A 17712-nucleotide genomic window follows, 5' to 3' on the forward strand; every position below is an offset into this window, starting at 1 on the left:
CACCACCGGCCCCCGGCCTAGCTGCCTTCGCGAAGTCTGGTCCACGTGACGCATCGGATGCGGTTGGGGTCGGCAGAAGGAGAGGCGACGCAGAACCAGCGGTCACGCACGTGGGCGGCTCCAGAGCTGGAAGCTCGGTAGCTAGTCCATCGCGCGTCATACCCCACTTCGGCCAGTCCCCCGAGAACGTCCGGGAGCCCCCTTCGGCGGATAGCGGCCACGTTTTCCAAGAAGACGAGTCTCGGTCGAAGAACGCGAACGGCTTCGAGAACACTCGTCCAGATGCCTGACCTTTCCCCCGTGATGCCAGCGCGCTTCCCCGCATTCGAAATGTCCTGGCAGGGAAACCCTGCCGTGATGATGTCCACCTGCCCAACGAGCGTGGACCAGTCAACTTGCGTGATATCGCCGAGATTCGGGGCGCGCGGGTACCGTGTGGCAGTGATCAGAGCGGCGTAAGGATCGCTCTCCGCCACGTACCGCACCCGCTCGCCCGTGAGAGCCTCAACGGCCCGGCCAAGCCCCCCGTAGCCGGCGCACAGCTCAAGAATCGGTATTCGTGTCCCCCTTCGTTCGTTACTCCCTCTGGTCCGCAATGGCGTCGTTGTACGCCTTCAGGACCTTGACGGTCGGCTTGTAGTAGCTGACGTGGCGGCCCGCCTTCGTGTCGTACTCCACGTGCTCAAGGGCCAGCTCGGCGAGCGCCGGAGCACCCACCCGGGTCAGCGCGTTATCGAGCTCGTGGAGCACTTCGGCCAGCTTCCAACTGCCGGTCTGGCACCGGAAGGTGCCGAGCTCCGGGTCATCGGCGAGCGTGAAGGTGATGCTGATTGCCGGACCGGGGCCCATCTTGCGCTTGTGCGCTGCCTTCCGGTCTTCCATCAGGGTCGGGCAGCCGCACGGACGGCCCGCCAGATCCTCCGGAGACAGGAACTCCACCCCGTCGCAGTGATGGACCAGGTTGGAGCCGTTCCAGAGCTTCAGGTCCGAAGTCACGGACTCGGGGCCGTCGAGGACGACCAGCACCTTCGCCCGGTCGGTCTGCACCTCAAGGTGCCGCTCGGATGCGCTCTCGGTGTCGACCACGGAGCCGCCGAAGAGCTGGGCGACAGCGTCAGCCACCGCCTTGTCACCGGTCGTGATGCGCCACTCGGAGAGTGCCACCGGCAGGCCGTCCACCGACTTGCCGGGGTGGAACCGGCCCACGGTGTCATCGGCGAAGGCGGCCTTCGGCATTGCGGCCGGGTCGGTCTCGAAAATACGTAGCGCCATGCGCTTCCCCCCAAGGTGGTAGCGCGGGGCTGCCGGGCACCTACTTAATAAGTAGGTGGCGGCTCTGGTGTGTTCCCCGCTGTCCTACCCCCTCTAGAGCGCAAGGACTTCCCGGCCGGTCAGCCGGCTCGGCGCTGGGTACCGGTGACGATCTTCTTCGAGCTCGCCGCAAGTGCCTTGCCGATCACGGTCTTTGAAACCTCACGGTCCCAGGTGAAGACCTTCCGCAGCGTCAGGAAGTACCCGTACACCTCAGGGTCGATCCGTACCGGCTTGAAGGCCCACTGATCGGCGGTGACGTGGAGCACGGCGGCACCGTCGAACTCGGGCATGGGTCGGCTCGACCCGTCCGCCGAGATGATCCGGTCAGCGTTGGCGTAGGCGCTCATCTGGAGTGCCACGTCAGCGTAAGTGTCCTTCGAGGTCTTCCAGTCGACCATCAACAGGACGGAGCGGCCCGAACGGTCCGGGGTCGGCCGGTTGTCGTCGTCCAGCCAGACCCGAAGCATGGCGTCGAAGCTGCCCGCGTACTCGTGCTGGTCGCTCCACGCCACGTCTTCGGCGCCCACGAGCTCGGGCCGGACGGCAGCTAGGAACTCCTCGAAGTGCTTGCGGTACGGCTCAAGGTCCGGGTGCACCCGGCCCACGTCCTCACCGCGAATCAGCCGCTCGAAGAGGTCGTGAGCCTTCGAGCCCAGGTCCGCCCTGATCGTGGTGTACCGACGGGCCGCACCCTTGAGGTAGTCGACGGCCCCCTGACGGTCCCGCGCGGCCATCTGCTCCACGAACGGCAGGCTATCTACCGCGAGTTCGGCCGTGAGCTTCGCGGCCCAGTGCTGAAGGAACGGCTTCGGCAACATACCGATGATCGACGTGACGCCCGGTACCTTGATCTCAGGCCGGCTGGTGTCGACGTAGAAGCGCGACCCAGCGCGCTGAACGGTCTTTACTGCACCCATGGTTGGCCCCCTTCGGGCTCGTGGATCTGTCGTACAGAAGGGAGCGCAAGAACTTCCCGGCAGGGGCGCCCTGGCGGTTTGATGGTCTTCTTCAACTTCCGGTATGCCTATGAATTTCTTAGAGATACCAGAACAGAGAGAAGAACTGTCATCCGTCACGACCACCCGCGTCGGGGACCGGAGAACGCGAAAGCCCCCGCCCGGCTCGGTGCCAGGCAGGGGCTCGGGTGGAGCTGTCAGGCGGGGATCTCGGTGACCTTGTAGACGAACCCCTTGAACGTCAGAGGCTCGCACGAGACGAGCACCGCAAGCGCGCTCTCCTCGCTCTCCGCCCAGCCGTTGGCCTTGAGCAGGGGCCAGAGCAAACCGGCAGCGTGCTCAGCAGTGTCGACCGTCTTGGGTTCCCTGGGCTCGGCCCCGGCCCGCGCAACCGTCGCGCTGTACTTCACGGTGTGTCCCTCCGGTAGCTACGGTGGGCAGGATACAGAAAGCCCCCCACCGCCGGAGAGGCAGCAGGGGGCTACGGGTCAGATCAGGGCGTCAAGCTGGGCCCAAAGATCTTGCAGTGTACTGGAGTTGTGGATCACCGCGTCTTCTGGGTAGTCGTCTAGCTCGGTCTCGCTGACGTGCTCGCTCCCGGGCTGCTCGCTCAGGTCCGGCCGGACGATCCGGACGATCAGGAAGCCCCTGGCCCGGAGCTCGTCCGCCTCGTTTCGGTACCGGCAGTCCGTGACGACCACGGGCAGGTTCCACCTGCTCGCCACGTCGAGCTTGCTGAGCGCGATGCTCACCCAGAAGAACGGGTCAACGTCGCGGATCGCCTGCCCGAGATGCTGAAGGGTGCGGCGGACTTCCGGCCGGCTCTTGGCCCGCTCCCAGCCCTCCCGCTTCACCACCGCACTGAGCCGGGTCGGCAGGTAGCCGAAGTGGCCGGGCTCTGCCGAGACGATCGGGTCGACGCTGAGAGCCAGATCCTTGAGCGGGTCGGCGAAGGCGACGCGGGTGTACAGGTGCTCTCCGGTCAGCCGGGCGGCAGCAGTGTCCTTGCCGCTACGCGCCCGGCCGATCAGTGCGACGTGGCGCGGGCTCACTCGGCGGCCTGGGCGTCACCGTCGAACGGGTCGAAGGCGTCAGCCGGCACCGGGGCCGGGTCGGCGAGCGCCTGGGCGGTCTTGGCGTTCTCAGTGCGCTGGACAGCCTCACCGGTGCCGAGCACGGCGGCCACCAGGGCGAGCACCAGGGCGGACGGCAGAGACGGCACGTAGTGCGCCACCAGGGCGAGAGCCGCGACAACCACGGCGTAGATGCGGGCAGGATGGGTGTAGACGAAACGCATTTGATCTTCCTCTTGTCACAGTGAGTGAGATTCCGAGCAGCTGCACGGAACCGGGACAGACCGGCCCAGCACCGGGCAACTACGGCGTAGGCCGGTCACGTTCGGTAGTGCTCAGCTGAAGAGACGGCCCCAGGTGACCGGGCCCACGATGCCGTCGGAGTCGATCCCCTGGGCTCGCTGGAAGGCGCGGACGGCCGCGTCGGTGGCAGCGCCGAAATCCCCGTCAGCGCCCCATCGGCCGACCCCGAAGCCGTGCCGGACGAGCGCGTTCTGAATCGCCCGGACGACGGCCCCCTTGGCACCCCGGCGGGTCAGGTAGCCCGGGTAGCCCGCGCTGCCCTGGTCGTACGCGGGACGGCCGAAGCCGAGCACGCTGCCCCGGGTTCGGGTCCGGCGGTAGACCCCGTCCCCGTTGCCCTGAGAGCCGGCCAGACCGGAGCTGGTGTTGGCCTCGATGGTGTGCAGCTCGGCGCCGGGGGCGGAGTCGTCCACCACCACGCCTACGTGGTCCGCGACGCCGGTACCCCAGGAGTAGAAGACGAGATCACCCTTGCGGACTGCCTCTCCGGCGCCGTGCCACTGACCCCGGGCCTTGAACCACGAGACGTGAGTCGGGCAGAAGGCGAAGCGGCCGACAGCACCCGCGTTGCCGCTCTGCGCGGCCCAGAACGACACCGCCATGTCGCAGTAGTAGTCGTGCGGATCGCCGTACCAGTCACCGTACTTGGTGTCATTGTTCGGCCCCTCCTTGTAACCCACGTCCGCAGCAGCAGCGTTGATCATCGCGTCAGCAGTACCCATGGTTTCCCCCTGTTTTTGGGCATGAAAAAGCCCCGCCGGAGAGCCCGGTTCGGGGCGTCTTGAGATTTATTCACCTAGCGTTTGTTGGCATCTCGCCAGCGCTCCAGCTTGAAAAGGTCGCCCGAGCTATCCACCATCGCGATAAAGCCAAGCTCCTTGGATTTTTTTCTAATGGCTTTGATCCGCCCGCCCGGGAGAATCTTCCATTCTCTGCCAAGCGCATCCCTGAACTGCAACACGAGCTCCAGTTCACGCGCCATGACCACGGCGCGATATTCAACAACATCGCCCGGGGAGAGCTTGATCTCTGGCTTGCCGATGACAGCCCATCCAGTGCCCTGCAACCTGGACAGCTCTTCGCGAACAGACCCGCCCGCCGGAAGCTCAGGCGTGGAGATGATTTTCTCGGCCGTGCTTGCGCTCGTGGCCCTCAGGTTCCGGATTGCTGAAGTTCCGGTATTGCTGACGTTCGCGAAATATCTGGGAAATCCAGCACCGTCCTGCTCTTCGGACACCCAGGCGGCGACCTTGCTTGCATGCGCCCGTTTCAAGTCATTCCGATTTGCGCGATAGGTAACGGTCGCGACTAGCACAGAAACACTGGTAATCACCGCGCTAATCCACGTGGGAACATTTCCCCAATCCCACCCGAACGGCCCGCCGCAGGCTGATGCAAGCCTCACAAATTCTCGCATGGCGACATGCTACGCAGGAATAATTCACCTGATAATGTGGCGCGAAGAGACTGATCGAAAATCACCCCTTCGCAGCAACTACAGCTACGCCGCTTCGTAGGTGAAGTTCAGGCTGTACGTGTTGCCGGTCGCGCTGGTCGGTGTCCACGGGACCGTGGCGCCCCACGGGGCATTGGCAGCCGTGGTGAACGCCTGAATGGTCGACGCCGCACTGATCCACACGTGCGACGGACCTGCCCCCGCTCCGGCTGCCCGGTCAGCGTGCGCCGAGCCGATCACCGCGCCGTATCCGCTGAAGTACCAGGCGGCAGCCGGCACCGGCAGCGACCAGAACCACGCGCCCGTGCCCCACGTGGTCGACGTGCCAGAGTTGATCTTGATAAACCCGGTGACGGTCTTCCCGATCTGGGAGTACCGCGAGGTGATCGACCCGTTCCCCAGGCTGGGCGCGGTGGTCACCCCGGACCATTGGCAGGTGTACGCCTGATAAGCACCCACGGCGATCCACTGGGCACCGTTCCACCGCTCAGGCCCGAACTGGCCGTCGCGGTACTGGCCCACGTACAGCCCGGTGGCCAGGGTCGAGTCAGCGATACCCCGCCCCAGGCTGAAGGTGCCGCCGCTGGCCTTCCGCATCCGCAGCTCTCCCGCTTGGGAGTAGAGCACCGAGCCGCCAGCGAAGGCGGGTGGTGGTGCTGCGGAGTCCACCAGGGCGGCCGGTCCCGCGCTGGTGAGCTGGGCGCCCGTGGCGAGCGAGCTGGTTCCCACCCCGAGCGCGCTGGTGTCACGGTGGGCGTGCAGCAGGGTGGCCTTGTAGTCCCCCGCGTCCGTCCAGCTGACGAGCTCGAAGTGAGAGCCCGCGTCGGCGCCGGTCTCAGCTGCAGCGCTGGTCTGGAGTACCCACCGGGGTTTGGTGCCCGTGCGGTAGGTCAGCGACCGGTACGAGCCGGCATCGTTGGCCAGGACGAGCCCGCCCGTCAGCACACCGCCACCGATCGGCAGAGCGCCCACGTCCTCAGCCGACACGTAGACGTACGGCCCCTTGTGGCCGTTCACCGTGTCGACGCTGCCCGGGTCGCCCTTCGGGCCCGGTACCGGCACGTAGTTGGGCGTGGTGGGATCGGCCGGAGCGATATCGGCGAGCTCCACCAACGGGTTCACCTTCGGCAGCAGCGCCGCGAAGGTCCGGCTGCCGATGACGCCGCTCAGGTTCTCCTTGACGACGTACGCCCAGTTGCTCGGGTTCATGTCCGGCGCATCCGTGGCGGGCAGCACGACGGAGAAGCGCCCCGTGCCGTCGAGTGTGGCCACCACCGGACCGGCCACGAACACGTCTGCCACGGCGAAGGTCAGCACGGGCGGACCGGTGATGGTCACGGTGCCGCTCAGGGGCCGTCCGTCGGGCCCCAGGTACCGGCCGCGAAGGGTCACGGTCGGGATGCTTGCTGGTAGTGCTTGTGCTGGCGTGCTGATGACTCCCCCTATCGGCTCAGCAACTCTGCTATCTGGTCGCGGAGTTCGCGGTTCTCGGAGCGAAGTGCGCGGACTTCGTCCACGAGCTTGGCCACCTCTTCGTCAAGGCGTTCCGCCCGTGCCTTGTACGCTTCGGCCTCTTCCTTCCACGCCGCGTGCAGCCCTGACTTCCACTTCTGGAGTGAAACGGCCAGGAAGACCAGCACGGGCACGACGATCTCTGTCCCGCCGAGTAGGTCAGCGGCGTTCCAACTCACAGGTTCATCACCTCCTCAGACAGGCTCGGGCTCCGCGAGACCTTCCACGTGAGGTCGTAGGCGAGCACTCCGTCAGGGGTGGCGTCCGGGACTCGGGAAGCCGGCAGTCCGACGCAGTACTGCATGGCGGAGATCTTGGCGTTCCCGGTGTCGCGCGCCGGAATGTCGACCAGCCCGGCCCCGTAGGCCGAACCATCCTTGTAGGTAAGGGTGTTGAAGTTCTTGCCGTCCGTGTCGGTGCCGACGCTGCGGGTCTGTAGGCCGCTGGTCGACGCGGTGGGAGCGGCGCCGATGGTCCAGATTCGGACCGTCGGGATCTGCTCGGGGCCGATCGCGTACCGGACCTGAAGTTCGATGGTGTACACGTCCGTGTCGGTGGCGTAGTCCCAGCCGAACGGGATGCCATGGACCCAGCGGATACGGCCCGCCGCAAGGTAGGCGGTGGTGTCGCCGGAGAGCTGCCACGTGGACGACGCCGAGACGATCACCTTCGAGCCGTCCCGACCGTGCCGGTAGGCGGCAAGCCGGATCTCGGGCTCGCGCTTGCCCTTGATCACGCCGTACGTGGTGAACTTCGTCTCGATCCGATCGAAGACGAGCCCGGTCACGCTCGCGATGCTGGCCGCGTGCCACACGTTCCCGGCCACGATTCCCCGATCCACGGGGTCCCACTCGGCGGTGGGGTAGCGGTCGAAGGAGTTCACGGGAGCCGGAGCCCGCTCGATCGTGTCCAGCCGTCGCCGAAGCTCGGAGAGCTCCGAAACCAGCGACGGCGGCAGGGTGTTAACTTGGGTTGGCATTGCTGAAGAGACCTCGATTCGCGAGAGTCAGTGAGATGGACTCGCCCCCGTTGGTGTCGACCGTGGTCGAGCGCTCCGTCACCACGAAGTCGTCAAGAAGCTGTACGTAGCCGGCATCGACCCGGACCGCGCAGTAGTCGCCCGGGTTGAAGTCCTGGGGCGTCCACCCGGGGTACAGCGTGAGGCTCGGAATCGCGACCGGCGCCGAACCGGAGTTCACGGTGGCCTGCGCCTTCCGGATGAGCGTCTGCGTTTCCTTGATATCCGAGTAGGTCTCAACGATTCGCTTGGTCGGAATCCGGCTCGACAGCTCGGTGTTGGTGGCGACGCCCACCAGCTTTTCGCCTGCCCCGTTGTCCGCGCCGAGAGCTGACGCGGTGGTGGCCAGGGCGGTGGAGTCGTACGTCACCTGCGTGACGTTGCAGTTCAACCGGTGCTCAAGGACGTGCCCCAGCGCCGTCCCACTCCGGTCGCTGATCGTGAACCGGTTGCCGATCCGCTTGCCCGGGTCGACCCAGTACGGCACGTACCGGAAGTTGAACCCGCCGATATCGTCAGCGAGCCCTTCGACGGCTTCGGCCACGCTCTTGAGCTCGGAGCGGGTCCAACTCCTCGTGCGGGTCCGGCCGGTGGCCTTCAGCCCGCTGGTGTCGGTGCCCACGCCGTTGGCCACGTTGAGCCAGAGCTTGAGGCAGTCGGCAATGTCCGTGTTGGTCACGGTGGTGCCGCTGGTGAAGTGCCGTCCCTTGTAGTGGGAGTGGTAGCCGCTGGCGCTCAGGCTCAGCGTGCCGGCTGCCAGATCGGCGGCCAGGGCCCACAGGATGCCGCCCCAGATCGGCTGTCCGTCCCGCAGGACCACGAGCCCGCTCCCGCCCGCGAACAGCCGTGAGGGGTTCGCCTGTGGGCAGTTCAGCGGGATGCCGACCGTGGCGGCTCCGGCCTGGTTCAAGGTCTCCGTGTAGCTGATCCCCGTCACCGGTAGGTGGTCGAGCACCGTGCCGGTTCGAAGATCCGTGTTGAGTACGTCGTACTGTGCTGTCATCGTGCCCCCCGGGGTTCACCCACCCCTAGAGCGCAACGACTTCCCGGCGGCTACACCCAGGTCTCGCGCCACGTGATCGCGGCGGACGTAGGCCCGGTGGTGCTGTCGGTTGTGAGGGTGACCCGGTGCTCGCCTGCCGCGTACTCCGGCCAGATCGAACCGGTCTTGACCAGCGTGGTGATATCGGTGCCCGAGCTGGTGGTGACGGTCTGCGCCGCACTGTCGACGGTGCACGAGCCGGTGAAGGTGAGCCCGAACTGAAAGCCGGTCGCTTCGTCGCCGAGCATCGGGTTCTTGACGTTGGTCAGGCTGATCACCGGGCGGGCCGGCTCCGAGCCCAGGGCCGTGAAGTACGCGCGCTCAGCTCCGACCGTGACGGTCCGGGGCTGGTCGGCCCGGATCTCCGGCGCCGTTGCGAACAGCTCCACCACGATGTTGCAGACGTGGTACGCGAAGTCCAGATTCAGCGGAGCCGATCGCTTCCGGGTCCGAGCCATCACATAGGCCGTGCCACCACCGGCCACCCCCGGGAACCGGAAGCGGAACCGGGACTCAGCAGGGCCGACCCGGAAGGCCGCCTGTACGGCGTTCAGAGCCGCCGAGAACTCCTCAGCATCCCTTCCGTAGACCTCAAGCGTCACCGTCACCGTGCGACCCCCAAGGTAGTCGTCCCCGGGCCACAGGCCGTTTCGCTGCACGAGCGTGAGGTCAGCCGACCGTACGTCCGGCAGGTTCAGCAAGCCGTCCACCTGAACGATCGAGATGGCGGAGTCAGGGGAGCCCATGAGGAGCCCCCCGTACTCGCATGTCCACTCGCCCAACTCCGCCACTCTTCCCCCTTGTTGATACCGGGCACCTACTTAGCTAAGTAGGTGCCTACCGGGGCGCCACCCTCAGCGCCCATGCCACTTCCCGCCCAATCACGAACGGGTCCGCCTGCGACTGCACGTTGACCACCACCCCGCCAACTCCCGCCGCGTGGTTGGGAATCACGGTCGATCCGCGCGGCAGGTTGACCAGCTCGGGGCCACGCTCACCGACCCGGGTCAACCCGGAAGCCGGCCCACCCATGGCGCGGATCTTGGGGATCGGGTTCGCGGGCAGGTCAATCGACAGTGCGCCCCAGCCGAGCCGATCCGGGATCGCCCAGTTGAGGAGATCAATCACGTGGTTTATGGCTCCCTTGGCCGCATTCGCCACCGTGCTGGTCAGGTCGGACGCGAGCCCGCCCAGCTTCGACAGACCGTCAGAAATGCCGTCGATCACCATGCGGCCGATGCCGAGGGCAGCATCCTTGACCCGCCCGGCCGCCGCGACAATCCGCCCAGGCAGGCCGGTGAAGAACGAGACCACGCCGTCGATCCCCTCTTGAGCAAACCGCCCAACAGCTAGGAAGGCGTCCATAGTTGCGCGCTTGATCGTGTCCCAGTGCTTGATCAGCAGCCCAACCCCGGTGAAGTTCATGAACAGGTCCTTCAGGAAGTTGAAGACCCCCTTAATCTTGTCCCACACGTAATCCCAGGCTTCGACGGTCCACGTCTTGACCTTGTCCCAGTTGGCCCAGATCAGCGCGGCCAGAGCGACTACGATTGCGATGATGATGCCGACCGGGCCCATGGCGATCAGCCACGCGGCAGCCATCCGGGCCCCCTGAATCAGGGACTCGGCGCCCATGGCGATCCATCCGCCAACCACCAGTCCAGCCGAAATCACGGCCTGAGCACCGGACTTGAGCCACCCGCCCACCACCGCCCAGTGCGATGCCACCTGAGTGACTGCCCCGGTTACGGAACTGGCCGTACTGGTCGCCCATGCAACTCCGTTGGCGATACCGGCAGTTGTGGCACTGACGCCCCATGCGATCAGCGAGGGGATCATCAGGACACCGATCACTCCGGCCGTGGCCTCGATCGGGGTCTTGTAGCGCTCCACGAAGTCGGCCCCGGCAGAGAGCACGTCTCCGACAGTGCGGAACTTCCCGGACAGCTTGTCGAGCACCGGCAGAACCTCGTTGGCCGTGAGGTCTACGAGATATTGCTTGGCCTTCCGGCCGAAGGCGGACAGGCGGGTACTCGCGTTGTCGTTGAGGGTGTCGCCTGCCTTCTGGGCTGCCCCTGCCACCTGCCCCAGGCCGGCTACTGCCGTCGCGGGATTCATGGCGGCCAGAGCGCCGCCCAGGTCTTCGGCCTGAGTCCCGAACAGCCCGACAGCCACCGTGTTCTTGTCGACCGGGTCCTTGAGGGCCCGCATCTTGTCGAAGACGAGCTGTGTCGCCTCAGCGGCCTTCGGACCACCACCGGCAATCGTCTCGGTCATCTTCTTGGCGCTGAGACCAAGAGCCTTATAGGCAGCCGCCGAACCGGTCGAGCCGTCGATAGCCCGGAGTGAGAACTCCTTGATTGCGTCGGCCGCAAGATCGGAATCCCGGGCGCCGGAGCGGAGAGCCTGGTTCATCAGGCCCAGTGCCACCGGGGCGGACATTCCGACCTTCTTGAACTGCACGCTGTACTCGTTGAAGGTGTCTAGCAGATCCTCATTCTTGTTGATTCCGAGCTGAGTTCCACGAACGAGAACATCCATGGCTTCGTCAAAGTTCTTTGCGAGTCCGGTCTTGACCATCTGGCCCGCAGCGTTGGCGGTCGGGCCCAGATCCTCGCCCATGATCTTGCTGACGTTGAGGAGCTTTCCGCCGATCTTCTCGATCTGGGCGGATGTGGCCCCAGCCGGCACGAGCCCCTGTTGCCACAGGGACTTCAGCCCCTCGTTGATCTGCTCGACACTCTCACCCAGGCCGTCGCCGAAGATCCGTCCGGCTGCCTGACCCAGCGTCTTGGCCTGCTCCGGCGTCGCCCCGATCTGGGCCGCCAACAGGCCGTTGCCCTTCGCCCGGTCCATGGCTTCCGCCAGACCGTCACCGAGCCCGGCAGCAATCGCACCACCACCGGCAAGGGCGAGACCGGCCACCTTCTTGCCGAAGGAATCAACTTTCTTGAGCCCTTCACCGAGCGACTTCCCCAGCTCGGTGATATCCCCCAGCACAGTAATCTTGATCGGCTTGGCCGACACTGAAACGGCCCCCCGATCCGCTTACGTCATGACGGGCGTTCTCCGCTCGCCACTTCCCCCGCTGTACCGGCTCCGGGATGAGCGCCCCTCCGCCTGTTCCCGTGCCTCTATGTCCTCGCCCATCTGGTCCACCAGGGCGTTGAAATCCCTCAGCGGCATGGCGCGCACGTCTGCCCAGGTGAGCCCCCGGTAATGCCCGAGCAGACGAGCGCACGTCACTACGCGCTGAGCTCGGTAGGGTCCGTCTTGCCCTGCTTCAGGGAGATGGTCAGCCGGCCAGCGTCAGCGATCGAGAAATCCGGGTCGGTCCGGCGCTTGATCACCACCGCCATTGCTCGGAGCATCGGGCCCCGGCGGGCACCGGGCTGGGCCAGCGAGTCAAGCGGGGCGTCGATGATCTCCTCGATCGTCTCGATCTCCTCGATCGAAAGCGAGTCGATATCGACGGACAGCAGCTCGCCCATGTCGGTCGTCTTCTTCGGCATTGAATTCCCCCATTTAGCTTTCGAGCTTTTCGCGGAGTACCTGGGTAATCTCGCGCTCATAGGTTTCGGATACTTCGTCAGAGGTTCGCGCCATTGCGCGGAAAAGGAACCGGTTCGCCCTGATGTGCCGCTTCGGGTAGCCGAAGTGGATCGCTCCGGCGTAGGGGACTCGCGACGCCGAACCGGCTTTGATCACAGCTGAGTTGGCTGACGCCACCACGGCAATGGACCGGGCGAGCTTCCCCGGCTTGTACTTCTTCGAGTCCTTGCGGGACCGGTGCCCGGCCGGAGCGGTCTTCTGCGCTTCCGGCTTGACGATCTCGGCGGCCTGTTTGTTGACCTCACGGACGGTCTTGTTCAGCTCGCTGTCCTTGAGCTGCCGAAGCGCCTTCTTCAGCTCGTCCAGCCCCTCGACCCGGACCGTGAAGGCGGAAGACTCAGCCACCGGAAGGCGGAGCCGGCGGAGCGGCAGCAGGCTCAACGTAGGTGACCCGTACGGCGGGTGCGCCCGTGCCAGGGTCGAGCACGCGGAAGGGCAGCTTCATTGTGCTCAGGTCGTCTACGGCGGCTTCGGGCGACTCGCCCGTGAGCTGGATCGCGGGCAGCTCCCACTTCATCGACGTACCCGGGGTGATCCCCGCGAAGTCGACCACCAGGCCCAGGATCTCGCCCGCAAGGAAGCTCTCGTAGAGCGGCAGCGTGGCATCGGTGAACTCGGCCTCAAGGGAGCCTTCGAAGCTCGGCAGTGCGGCCCGAACCGGCTTTCGCTTCAGGGCAGTTCCTCGAAGAAACCGCCGGTCCGTCTTCAGCCCGAGATCCGCCTTGAGCTCCAACTTGGAAGCGTCCACCGGGGCGGAGACGCCACCCCGCTTCAGCGCCAGACCCGTGCGGGTCCAGTCGTACGCCCGAGCGTCCGCCGGATAGGTCAGCGGAAGGATCTGCGCGGGCACCTTGGTGTGGGTCACGTCCTGAAAGTCGAAGCCGACCTTCAGGCCGGCCGCTCCCTTGAGGTCGACGGACAGCGTGTACTCGGTGGCGACGCACCCAACATGCTTGTAGGCGACCCGAGTTCCCTCAACGGTCGGCCGGACCATCTGAGCCGTCCAGCTCGGCGCCGTCGAGTACGTGGCCGTCTCGTAGACGTGAGTGGTCCTGCCGCCCGAGTCGGTGGCGGTGTGCTTGTCGAAGATCGCCCGGAGCACGTCCCCCGCGCCCACGTCGAGAAGGTCAAGCTCAAGCTCCCCTTCGCCGCCCATGTTGACGATCACCCGGCGGTCGGCTCGGGCGGTCTGCATGCCCGCTCGGAAGCCCACCGATTCGATGAACTCCCGGCTCACTTTCCAACTGTCGGACTTGCCTTCGTAGCCGGTCAGCGTGGTGGCGGCAGTGCCGTAGTCAGGCTCAGCGCCGATACCGATAGAGGCGTCTAGCGCCATGGTGGAACCCCCCGTTATGTCTCTCGGCCGCGCACCCTGACGCGGACCGTCAGCGCGCTGTACGCGCCGTCTGTGCTCTCCGCCGTGTCCACCTGGGCGGACTCCGGCCGTACGTCGATCAGCCCCGGAACCGTCACGGGGTCGACCAGCCGGCAAGCCGCCGTGACCACGTCGCGAAGCCCGTAGGCGTACCGCTCCGCCTCGATCGGCCCCCCGGGCGAGACGTGCACCGCGTGAACTTCCACAGTGCCGCTGACGCTCGTTGGCTTGTGGCTACCCGCCCGCATCGCGACCGGCTCAAGGTCGTCTTCGGTGGTTTCCCCGAGCCACATCTGAGTGCGTCGGCTGGTTTCCCCGGTGTCCGCGAAGGTGACGCGGACGTGTGCCGGGGTGGCGGCCTTCAGTGCCTCGAACAGGCGGACCTTCGCCTCAAAGATCAGTGCCACGGCCACCCCCTACAGGAAGAAGAAAGGGAGTCTGACCCGGTACCTGTTCAGCTGGGCGTTGACCTCAGGCAGGCTGGTTGGTCTCCAGTTCCCGCCCGCCTGGGCGAGCTGGATGGACCCGAACTCGGACTGAAGCTGAAGTGCCCGGTCCGGGATGCGCGAGACCAGATCGAGGCAGTACTGACGGGCCAGCGTCCGCACGCACCACCGGATCGTCTCCGGCGGGGCGTCGACCCCTTCCCAGTGCCGTCCCGTGTAGCTCTCCACGGTCTCGACCGCGTAGGCGAGAGCATCGCTGATCGTCTCGTCCGGGAACAGCGACAGGTCGTCCATGCCCTCAAGTGCGCGGATCTCCGCCACAGTTGCGTACGACATTTCACCCCCTCCGGGTAGGGGGCACCCACTTAGCTAAGTAGGTGCCCCGAGCTCGATCCGGTTACGGGGTGACAGTCAGAACCTTCGCCGACTGAAGGTCAGTCAGGAGACCGTCCGCTCGCTGCACGAAGCGGTACGCCACCTGGTCGTTCAGGAACTTCGCGTCTAGAGACCGCTCGACTCGGAGCGGCCCGGCTAGTCGGACCTTGTACTTGCTGAGGTCGGCGAAGAGAACCTGATTGTCAGTCATCGCAACATCCGTCGCGACGGGCCGGCCGTTGAACAGGTCAGGCGCGCCAGCGGTCAGGGCCGACTGCCAGAGGTACTGACCGTTCGCATCCTTGAGCTTGCGCATGACGGCCGCCATCTTGTCCGAGACCACCCACGTCGCGGACGAGCGGTAGGCCGGCTGAAGCTCGTAGTACAGGTCAATCAGACCGTCCGAGACGACGGTGTCCTTCACCGCGCCACCCGGCATCTTGAACGTGCTGGTGGCAGCCGGAGCCGCCTTCAGGATGCCCGTCGGCTTGCCGACACCGTCACCCGACAGGAAGTGGGTTCCCATGCCGTGACCGATCGCCGGACCTGCGTCACCAACCAGAAAGCCCACCAGGTCGAGCGCCTGGTCCTGCACGAGCTCAGAGGAGACGATCGACGCGTACGCGTACTTGTAGGCGCCCAGCGAGCGAGTGACCTGCGTCGGGTAGGACTCCGGGATAGAGCCGTTCTCCGCCGTGATCTGCGCGGCAGCCCGACCGGTCATGACGACGATATCCAGCGGCTCACCGCTCGAAGTCGCCATGATCGAGGCGCCGTTGCGCATCACCGTCGACCGGTTGACCGCCTCAGCGAGAAGCTGACCGAAAAGCGTGCGCGGGATGACGTTCTTGCCGGTGGTGGTGTCCGCCGCGCGGAGCTCGGTACCGGACTTGCTCAGGCCCGACTCGGGCCGGAACTCGGCGGACTGCTCAAGGGCGAGACCGCGAAGCTGGTTGGCCGCCTCAGCGAGCTTGTCCTGAGCCGCGCTCTTGCTGCCGGTGCCCATGCGGCCCGCCATGAGGGCGGTCACGGAGTCGGAGAGCTTGACCGCCTCGATACCGCGCTTCACCCGGCCGTCGAAGTCGGCCACCGCGTCGAGAAGGCGCGTCTCCTTCTCCTTCGCCTCAGCGTCCATCTCCTTGCCCGCGAACTCCTCGGTCAGCGTGCGCAGTTCGGTCAGAGCGGACTCGCGAGCCTCGAAGTTGGCGGCGAGAGTGGTTGCGTCCATTAGTTACGGCCCCCCGTGGTAAGCGCTCGGGCGAGAGCCCGCGCGTTCTTGCGTGTGTCGTCTTCGCCGGTCTCCGGCTCGGTTGCCGGCTCGCCGTCCCCGGTGGCGATCTCGGCCAACTCCTCTGTCTCGCTCTCGATTTCGAGCGCGAGGGTGACGCCTAGGCACAGCTCGATCGAGCGAAGTGCGGCGTCCGTGGTGGGGTAGGCCGGGTTCAGGACCGGGCCCACCTCGATCACGTCCATTGCGGTGATCTCCCGCACCGGAAGGCCGGTCTCCGGGTCGTCTTCGGTGGCACGGCGTTGGCCGTCCGCCCGGACGCGAAAGGTGAACGAGCTGCCGTTCACGTCGCCCCGCCGCAGTAGCTCGGCGAGATCCCGGCCGACCGTGGTGTTCGGTAGGTCGATCTCGTACCAGCCGCCTTCGGAGTCCTCCCCGGTGCGGAGAGTCCCCGCCGCTTGGCGGCCAAGTACGTTGTCGTTGTTGTGGTTGAACGTCGCGAACACGTCGCGTGACTGAAGCGAGTCAGCTCCGGCGCCGGGAAGGATTCGCTCCCGAAAGCCGCCCAGGTTCAGGCTCAACTCGTTGAACCGGTAGGCGTATCCGCGCATTACGACGGTGTCGCCTTCGGTCCGGACTTCAGCCGGCGAGCGCAGGTTCCTTCGCTCGGTCGTCATCGGTTCCCCCCTCGTGGTCGTCGCCCTGGTCGTCCGGGGCGGTGGTGGTCGGTGGGGGTTCGATCGCCTTCGGCTCATCAGCCGGCTTGGCCACGTCCGCGAGGTTCAGCGGTACGCGGTGCACGGCGCCCAGGCCGTCAGGAAGCGGCTCAAGGTCTTCGGCTTCCCGGACTTCGTCAATGCTGTAGATGCCCTGCTGAAGACCGACGCTGTACAGCTCCATGCGCTCCTTGGGGGCACCTCGTTGGATGCCGTCGAGCGAGAACTTCACGAACAACTGCCGGTTGGCGGACTCCGCGTACAGAAGCCGGGTCAGCCCCGCCTCGATCCGCTCAAGCCACGGGCGAAGACTGAACATCGCGAAGGCTTGGTTCTGCTCGGCAAGACCAGACCCCCAGCTCGTTGAGTTCGTCGCGTCGCTGATCAGGTGCGGCGGGACGCCGAAGATCCGGGCGATCTCCGGGACTTGGAACTGCCGGGTCTGAAGGAACTGGGCCTCATCCGGGCTCATGGCGATCTTCGAGAACTTCGCGCCTTCGGTCAGCAGCGCCACCCGGTGCGCGTTGTCCACGCCGGAGTTGGCGAGCCGCCACGCTTCGCGGGCTCGGGCAAGTCCGTCTTCGGACATGGCTCCGGGCACCTCTACCACCGCGCCGGGCATGGCGCCGTTGGCGAAGAACCGCGCGCCGTAGGTCTGGGCAGCGAGAGCGAGCCCGATGGACTCCCGGGCGTAGGCGATCGGCGAGACCCCGGTGAAGTCGCCCGGCAGCATCATGCCGGGGATGTGCAGGATCTCGCGGGTGGTGAACCAACCTAGGGCCACCTCGTGACCGTCCTGGTCAACGTCCCAGCAGTCGAAGACCTTTCGACGCCGGCCGTCCACGATGATCGTGTGCACCCGGACCTTCGAGGGGTCCAGCACCTCGATAGCCACGATGTTGGGGCCGTCCCAGGTGACCGCCAAGTACGCGTTGCCTTCGAGCAGCAGCGAGAGGACCAGCTGAGACAGAAGGTCGATCCGGCCGACGCCCCCGGGCTCGGCGGTCGGGTAGTCGAGCCATGTCGGTGACGTGACCTCCCTCCGGGCGCCCCCACGCCGCGAGTAGGTGGAGACCGGCAGGGTGGCAATCGTCTCGCTGAGAAGACGGATGCACCCGAAGACGGCCGACACCTGAAGTGCAGTACTCGCGTTGACCCGCTGGCCGGACTGACCGACAAGGCCGGGATACGGGAAGAACTGTCCCGTGGCGTCATCCCATGCGCGAGACTCTGAATCGCCGGAGTACCAACTCCGGAACAGGGCACGCCAAAACCCCATGGCACAC

The 17712-nt window shown here is 66.1% G+C and carries 22 protein-coding genes; all 22 read right to left on the reverse strand.

Annotated elements, in window-relative coordinates; all coding sequences use genetic code 11:
* Positions 1–17: 17 nt before the first annotated feature.
* Positions 18–596, reverse strand: a complete 579-nt coding sequence (locus ABT095_RS15795; protein ID WP_350529965.1) for a DNA cytosine methyltransferase — start codon at positions 594–596, stop codon at positions 18–20.
* Positions 577–1272 (reverse strand): recombination directionality factor, encoded by a 696-nt coding sequence (locus ABT095_RS15800; RefSeq protein ID WP_350529966.1) that lies wholly within the window; start codon positions 1270–1272, stop codon positions 577–579. The genes ABT095_RS15795 and ABT095_RS15800 overlap by 20 nt, the downstream gene beginning before the upstream one ends.
* Before the next feature lie 119 nt (positions 1273–1391).
* Entirely contained in the window at positions 1392–2132 is a 741-nt protein-coding gene (locus ABT095_RS15805; protein WP_350529967.1) for a hypothetical protein, read from the reverse strand.
* A 335-nt stretch (positions 2133–2467) separates the two neighbouring features.
* Entirely contained in the window at positions 2468–2680 is a 213-nt protein-coding gene (locus ABT095_RS15810; RefSeq protein WP_350529968.1) for a hypothetical protein, read from the reverse strand.
* A gap of 78 nt (positions 2681–2758) precedes the next feature.
* Positions 2759–3322: a deoxynucleotide monophosphate kinase family protein gene (locus ABT095_RS15815; protein ID WP_350529969.1), complete on the reverse strand. Its 564-nt coding sequence runs from the start codon at positions 3320–3322 to the stop codon at positions 2759–2761.
* The gene (locus tag ABT095_RS15820; RefSeq protein ID WP_350529970.1) at positions 3319–3567 is read right to left on the reverse strand and encodes a hypothetical protein; all 249 of its coding nucleotides are present in this window, start codon (positions 3565–3567) and stop codon (positions 3319–3321) included. Before ABT095_RS15820 ends, ABT095_RS15815 begins: the two co-directional genes overlap by 4 nt.
* A 111-nt stretch (positions 3568–3678) precedes the next feature.
* A complete protein-coding gene (locus ABT095_RS15825) occupies positions 3679–4368 on the reverse strand; it encodes a peptidoglycan-binding domain-containing protein (RefSeq protein WP_350529971.1) in 690 nt (229 codons plus the stop codon).
* A 74-nt stretch (positions 4369–4442) separates the two neighbouring features.
* A complete protein-coding gene (locus ABT095_RS15830) occupies positions 4443–5063 on the reverse strand; it encodes a hypothetical protein (RefSeq protein WP_350529972.1) in 621 nt (206 codons plus the stop codon).
* 84 nt (positions 5064–5147) lie between these two features.
* Positions 5148–6440, reverse strand: a complete 1293-nt coding sequence (locus ABT095_RS15835) for a hypothetical protein (RefSeq protein ID WP_350529973.1) — start codon at positions 6438–6440, stop codon at positions 5148–5150.
* Between the two features lie 104 nt (positions 6441–6544).
* On the reverse strand, positions 6545–6793 hold the full coding sequence (locus ABT095_RS15840) for a hypothetical protein (protein WP_350529974.1): 249 nt from the start codon (positions 6791–6793) through the stop codon (positions 6545–6547).
* Positions 6790–7593, reverse strand: coding sequence for a hypothetical protein (locus ABT095_RS15845; RefSeq protein WP_350529975.1), 804 nt, complete (start codon positions 7591–7593; stop codon positions 6790–6792). The genes ABT095_RS15840 and ABT095_RS15845 overlap by 4 nt, the downstream gene beginning before the upstream one ends.
* Entirely contained in the window at positions 7577–8635 is a 1059-nt protein-coding gene (locus ABT095_RS15850) for a phage tail family protein (RefSeq protein ID WP_350529976.1), read from the reverse strand. Before ABT095_RS15850 ends, ABT095_RS15845 begins: the two co-directional genes overlap by 17 nt.
* A 50-nt stretch (positions 8636–8685) precedes the next feature.
* Complete coding sequence (locus ABT095_RS15855; protein WP_350529977.1) at positions 8686–9465, reverse strand: hypothetical protein; 780 nt, start codon at positions 9463–9465, stop codon at positions 8686–8688.
* A gap of 46 nt (positions 9466–9511) precedes the next feature.
* Complete coding sequence (locus ABT095_RS15860; RefSeq protein WP_350529978.1) at positions 9512–11701, reverse strand: phage tail tape measure protein; 2190 nt, start codon at positions 11699–11701, stop codon at positions 9512–9514.
* A gap of 218 nt (positions 11702–11919) precedes the next feature.
* The gene (locus ABT095_RS15865; RefSeq protein WP_350529979.1) at positions 11920–12186 is read right to left on the reverse strand and encodes a hypothetical protein; all 267 of its coding nucleotides are present in this window, start codon (positions 12184–12186) and stop codon (positions 11920–11922) included.
* 13 nt (positions 12187–12199) lie between these two features.
* A complete protein-coding gene (locus ABT095_RS15870) occupies positions 12200–12631 on the reverse strand; it encodes an HK97-gp10 family putative phage morphogenesis protein (protein ID WP_350529980.1) in 432 nt (143 codons plus the stop codon).
* Positions 12624–13622 carry a phage tail tube protein gene (locus ABT095_RS15875; RefSeq protein WP_350529981.1) on the reverse strand — a complete coding sequence of 333 codons (999 nt, stop codon included), beginning with the start codon at positions 13620–13622 and terminating at the stop codon, positions 12624–12626. The genes ABT095_RS15870 and ABT095_RS15875 overlap by 8 nt, the downstream gene beginning before the upstream one ends.
* 14 nt (positions 13623–13636) lie before the next feature.
* Positions 13637–14068, reverse strand: a complete 432-nt coding sequence (locus ABT095_RS15880) for a hypothetical protein (protein ID WP_350529982.1) — start codon at positions 14066–14068, stop codon at positions 13637–13639.
* 9 nt (positions 14069–14077) lie between these two features.
* Positions 14078–14443, reverse strand: coding sequence for a hypothetical protein (locus ABT095_RS15885; RefSeq protein ID WP_350529983.1), 366 nt, complete (start codon positions 14441–14443; stop codon positions 14078–14080).
* Between the two features lie 61 nt (positions 14444–14504).
* Entirely contained in the window at positions 14505–15710 is a 1206-nt protein-coding gene (locus ABT095_RS15890; protein ID WP_350529984.1) for a phage major capsid protein, read from the reverse strand.
* Positions 15710–16387, reverse strand: a complete 678-nt coding sequence (locus ABT095_RS15895; protein ID WP_350529985.1) for an HK97 family phage prohead protease — start codon at positions 16385–16387, stop codon at positions 15710–15712. Before ABT095_RS15895 ends, ABT095_RS15890 begins: the two co-directional genes overlap by 1 nt.
* Entirely contained in the window at positions 16350–17705 is a 1356-nt protein-coding gene (locus tag ABT095_RS15900; RefSeq protein WP_350529986.1) for a phage portal protein, read from the reverse strand. The genes ABT095_RS15895 and ABT095_RS15900 overlap by 38 nt, the downstream gene beginning before the upstream one ends.
* Between the last annotated feature and the right edge of the window lie 7 nt (positions 17706–17712).

The sequence above is a fragment of the Kitasatospora sp. NPDC002227 genome (genome assembly GCF_040296285.1).
Taxonomy (GTDB): domain Bacteria; phylum Actinomycetota; class Actinomycetes; order Streptomycetales; family Streptomycetaceae; genus Kitasatospora.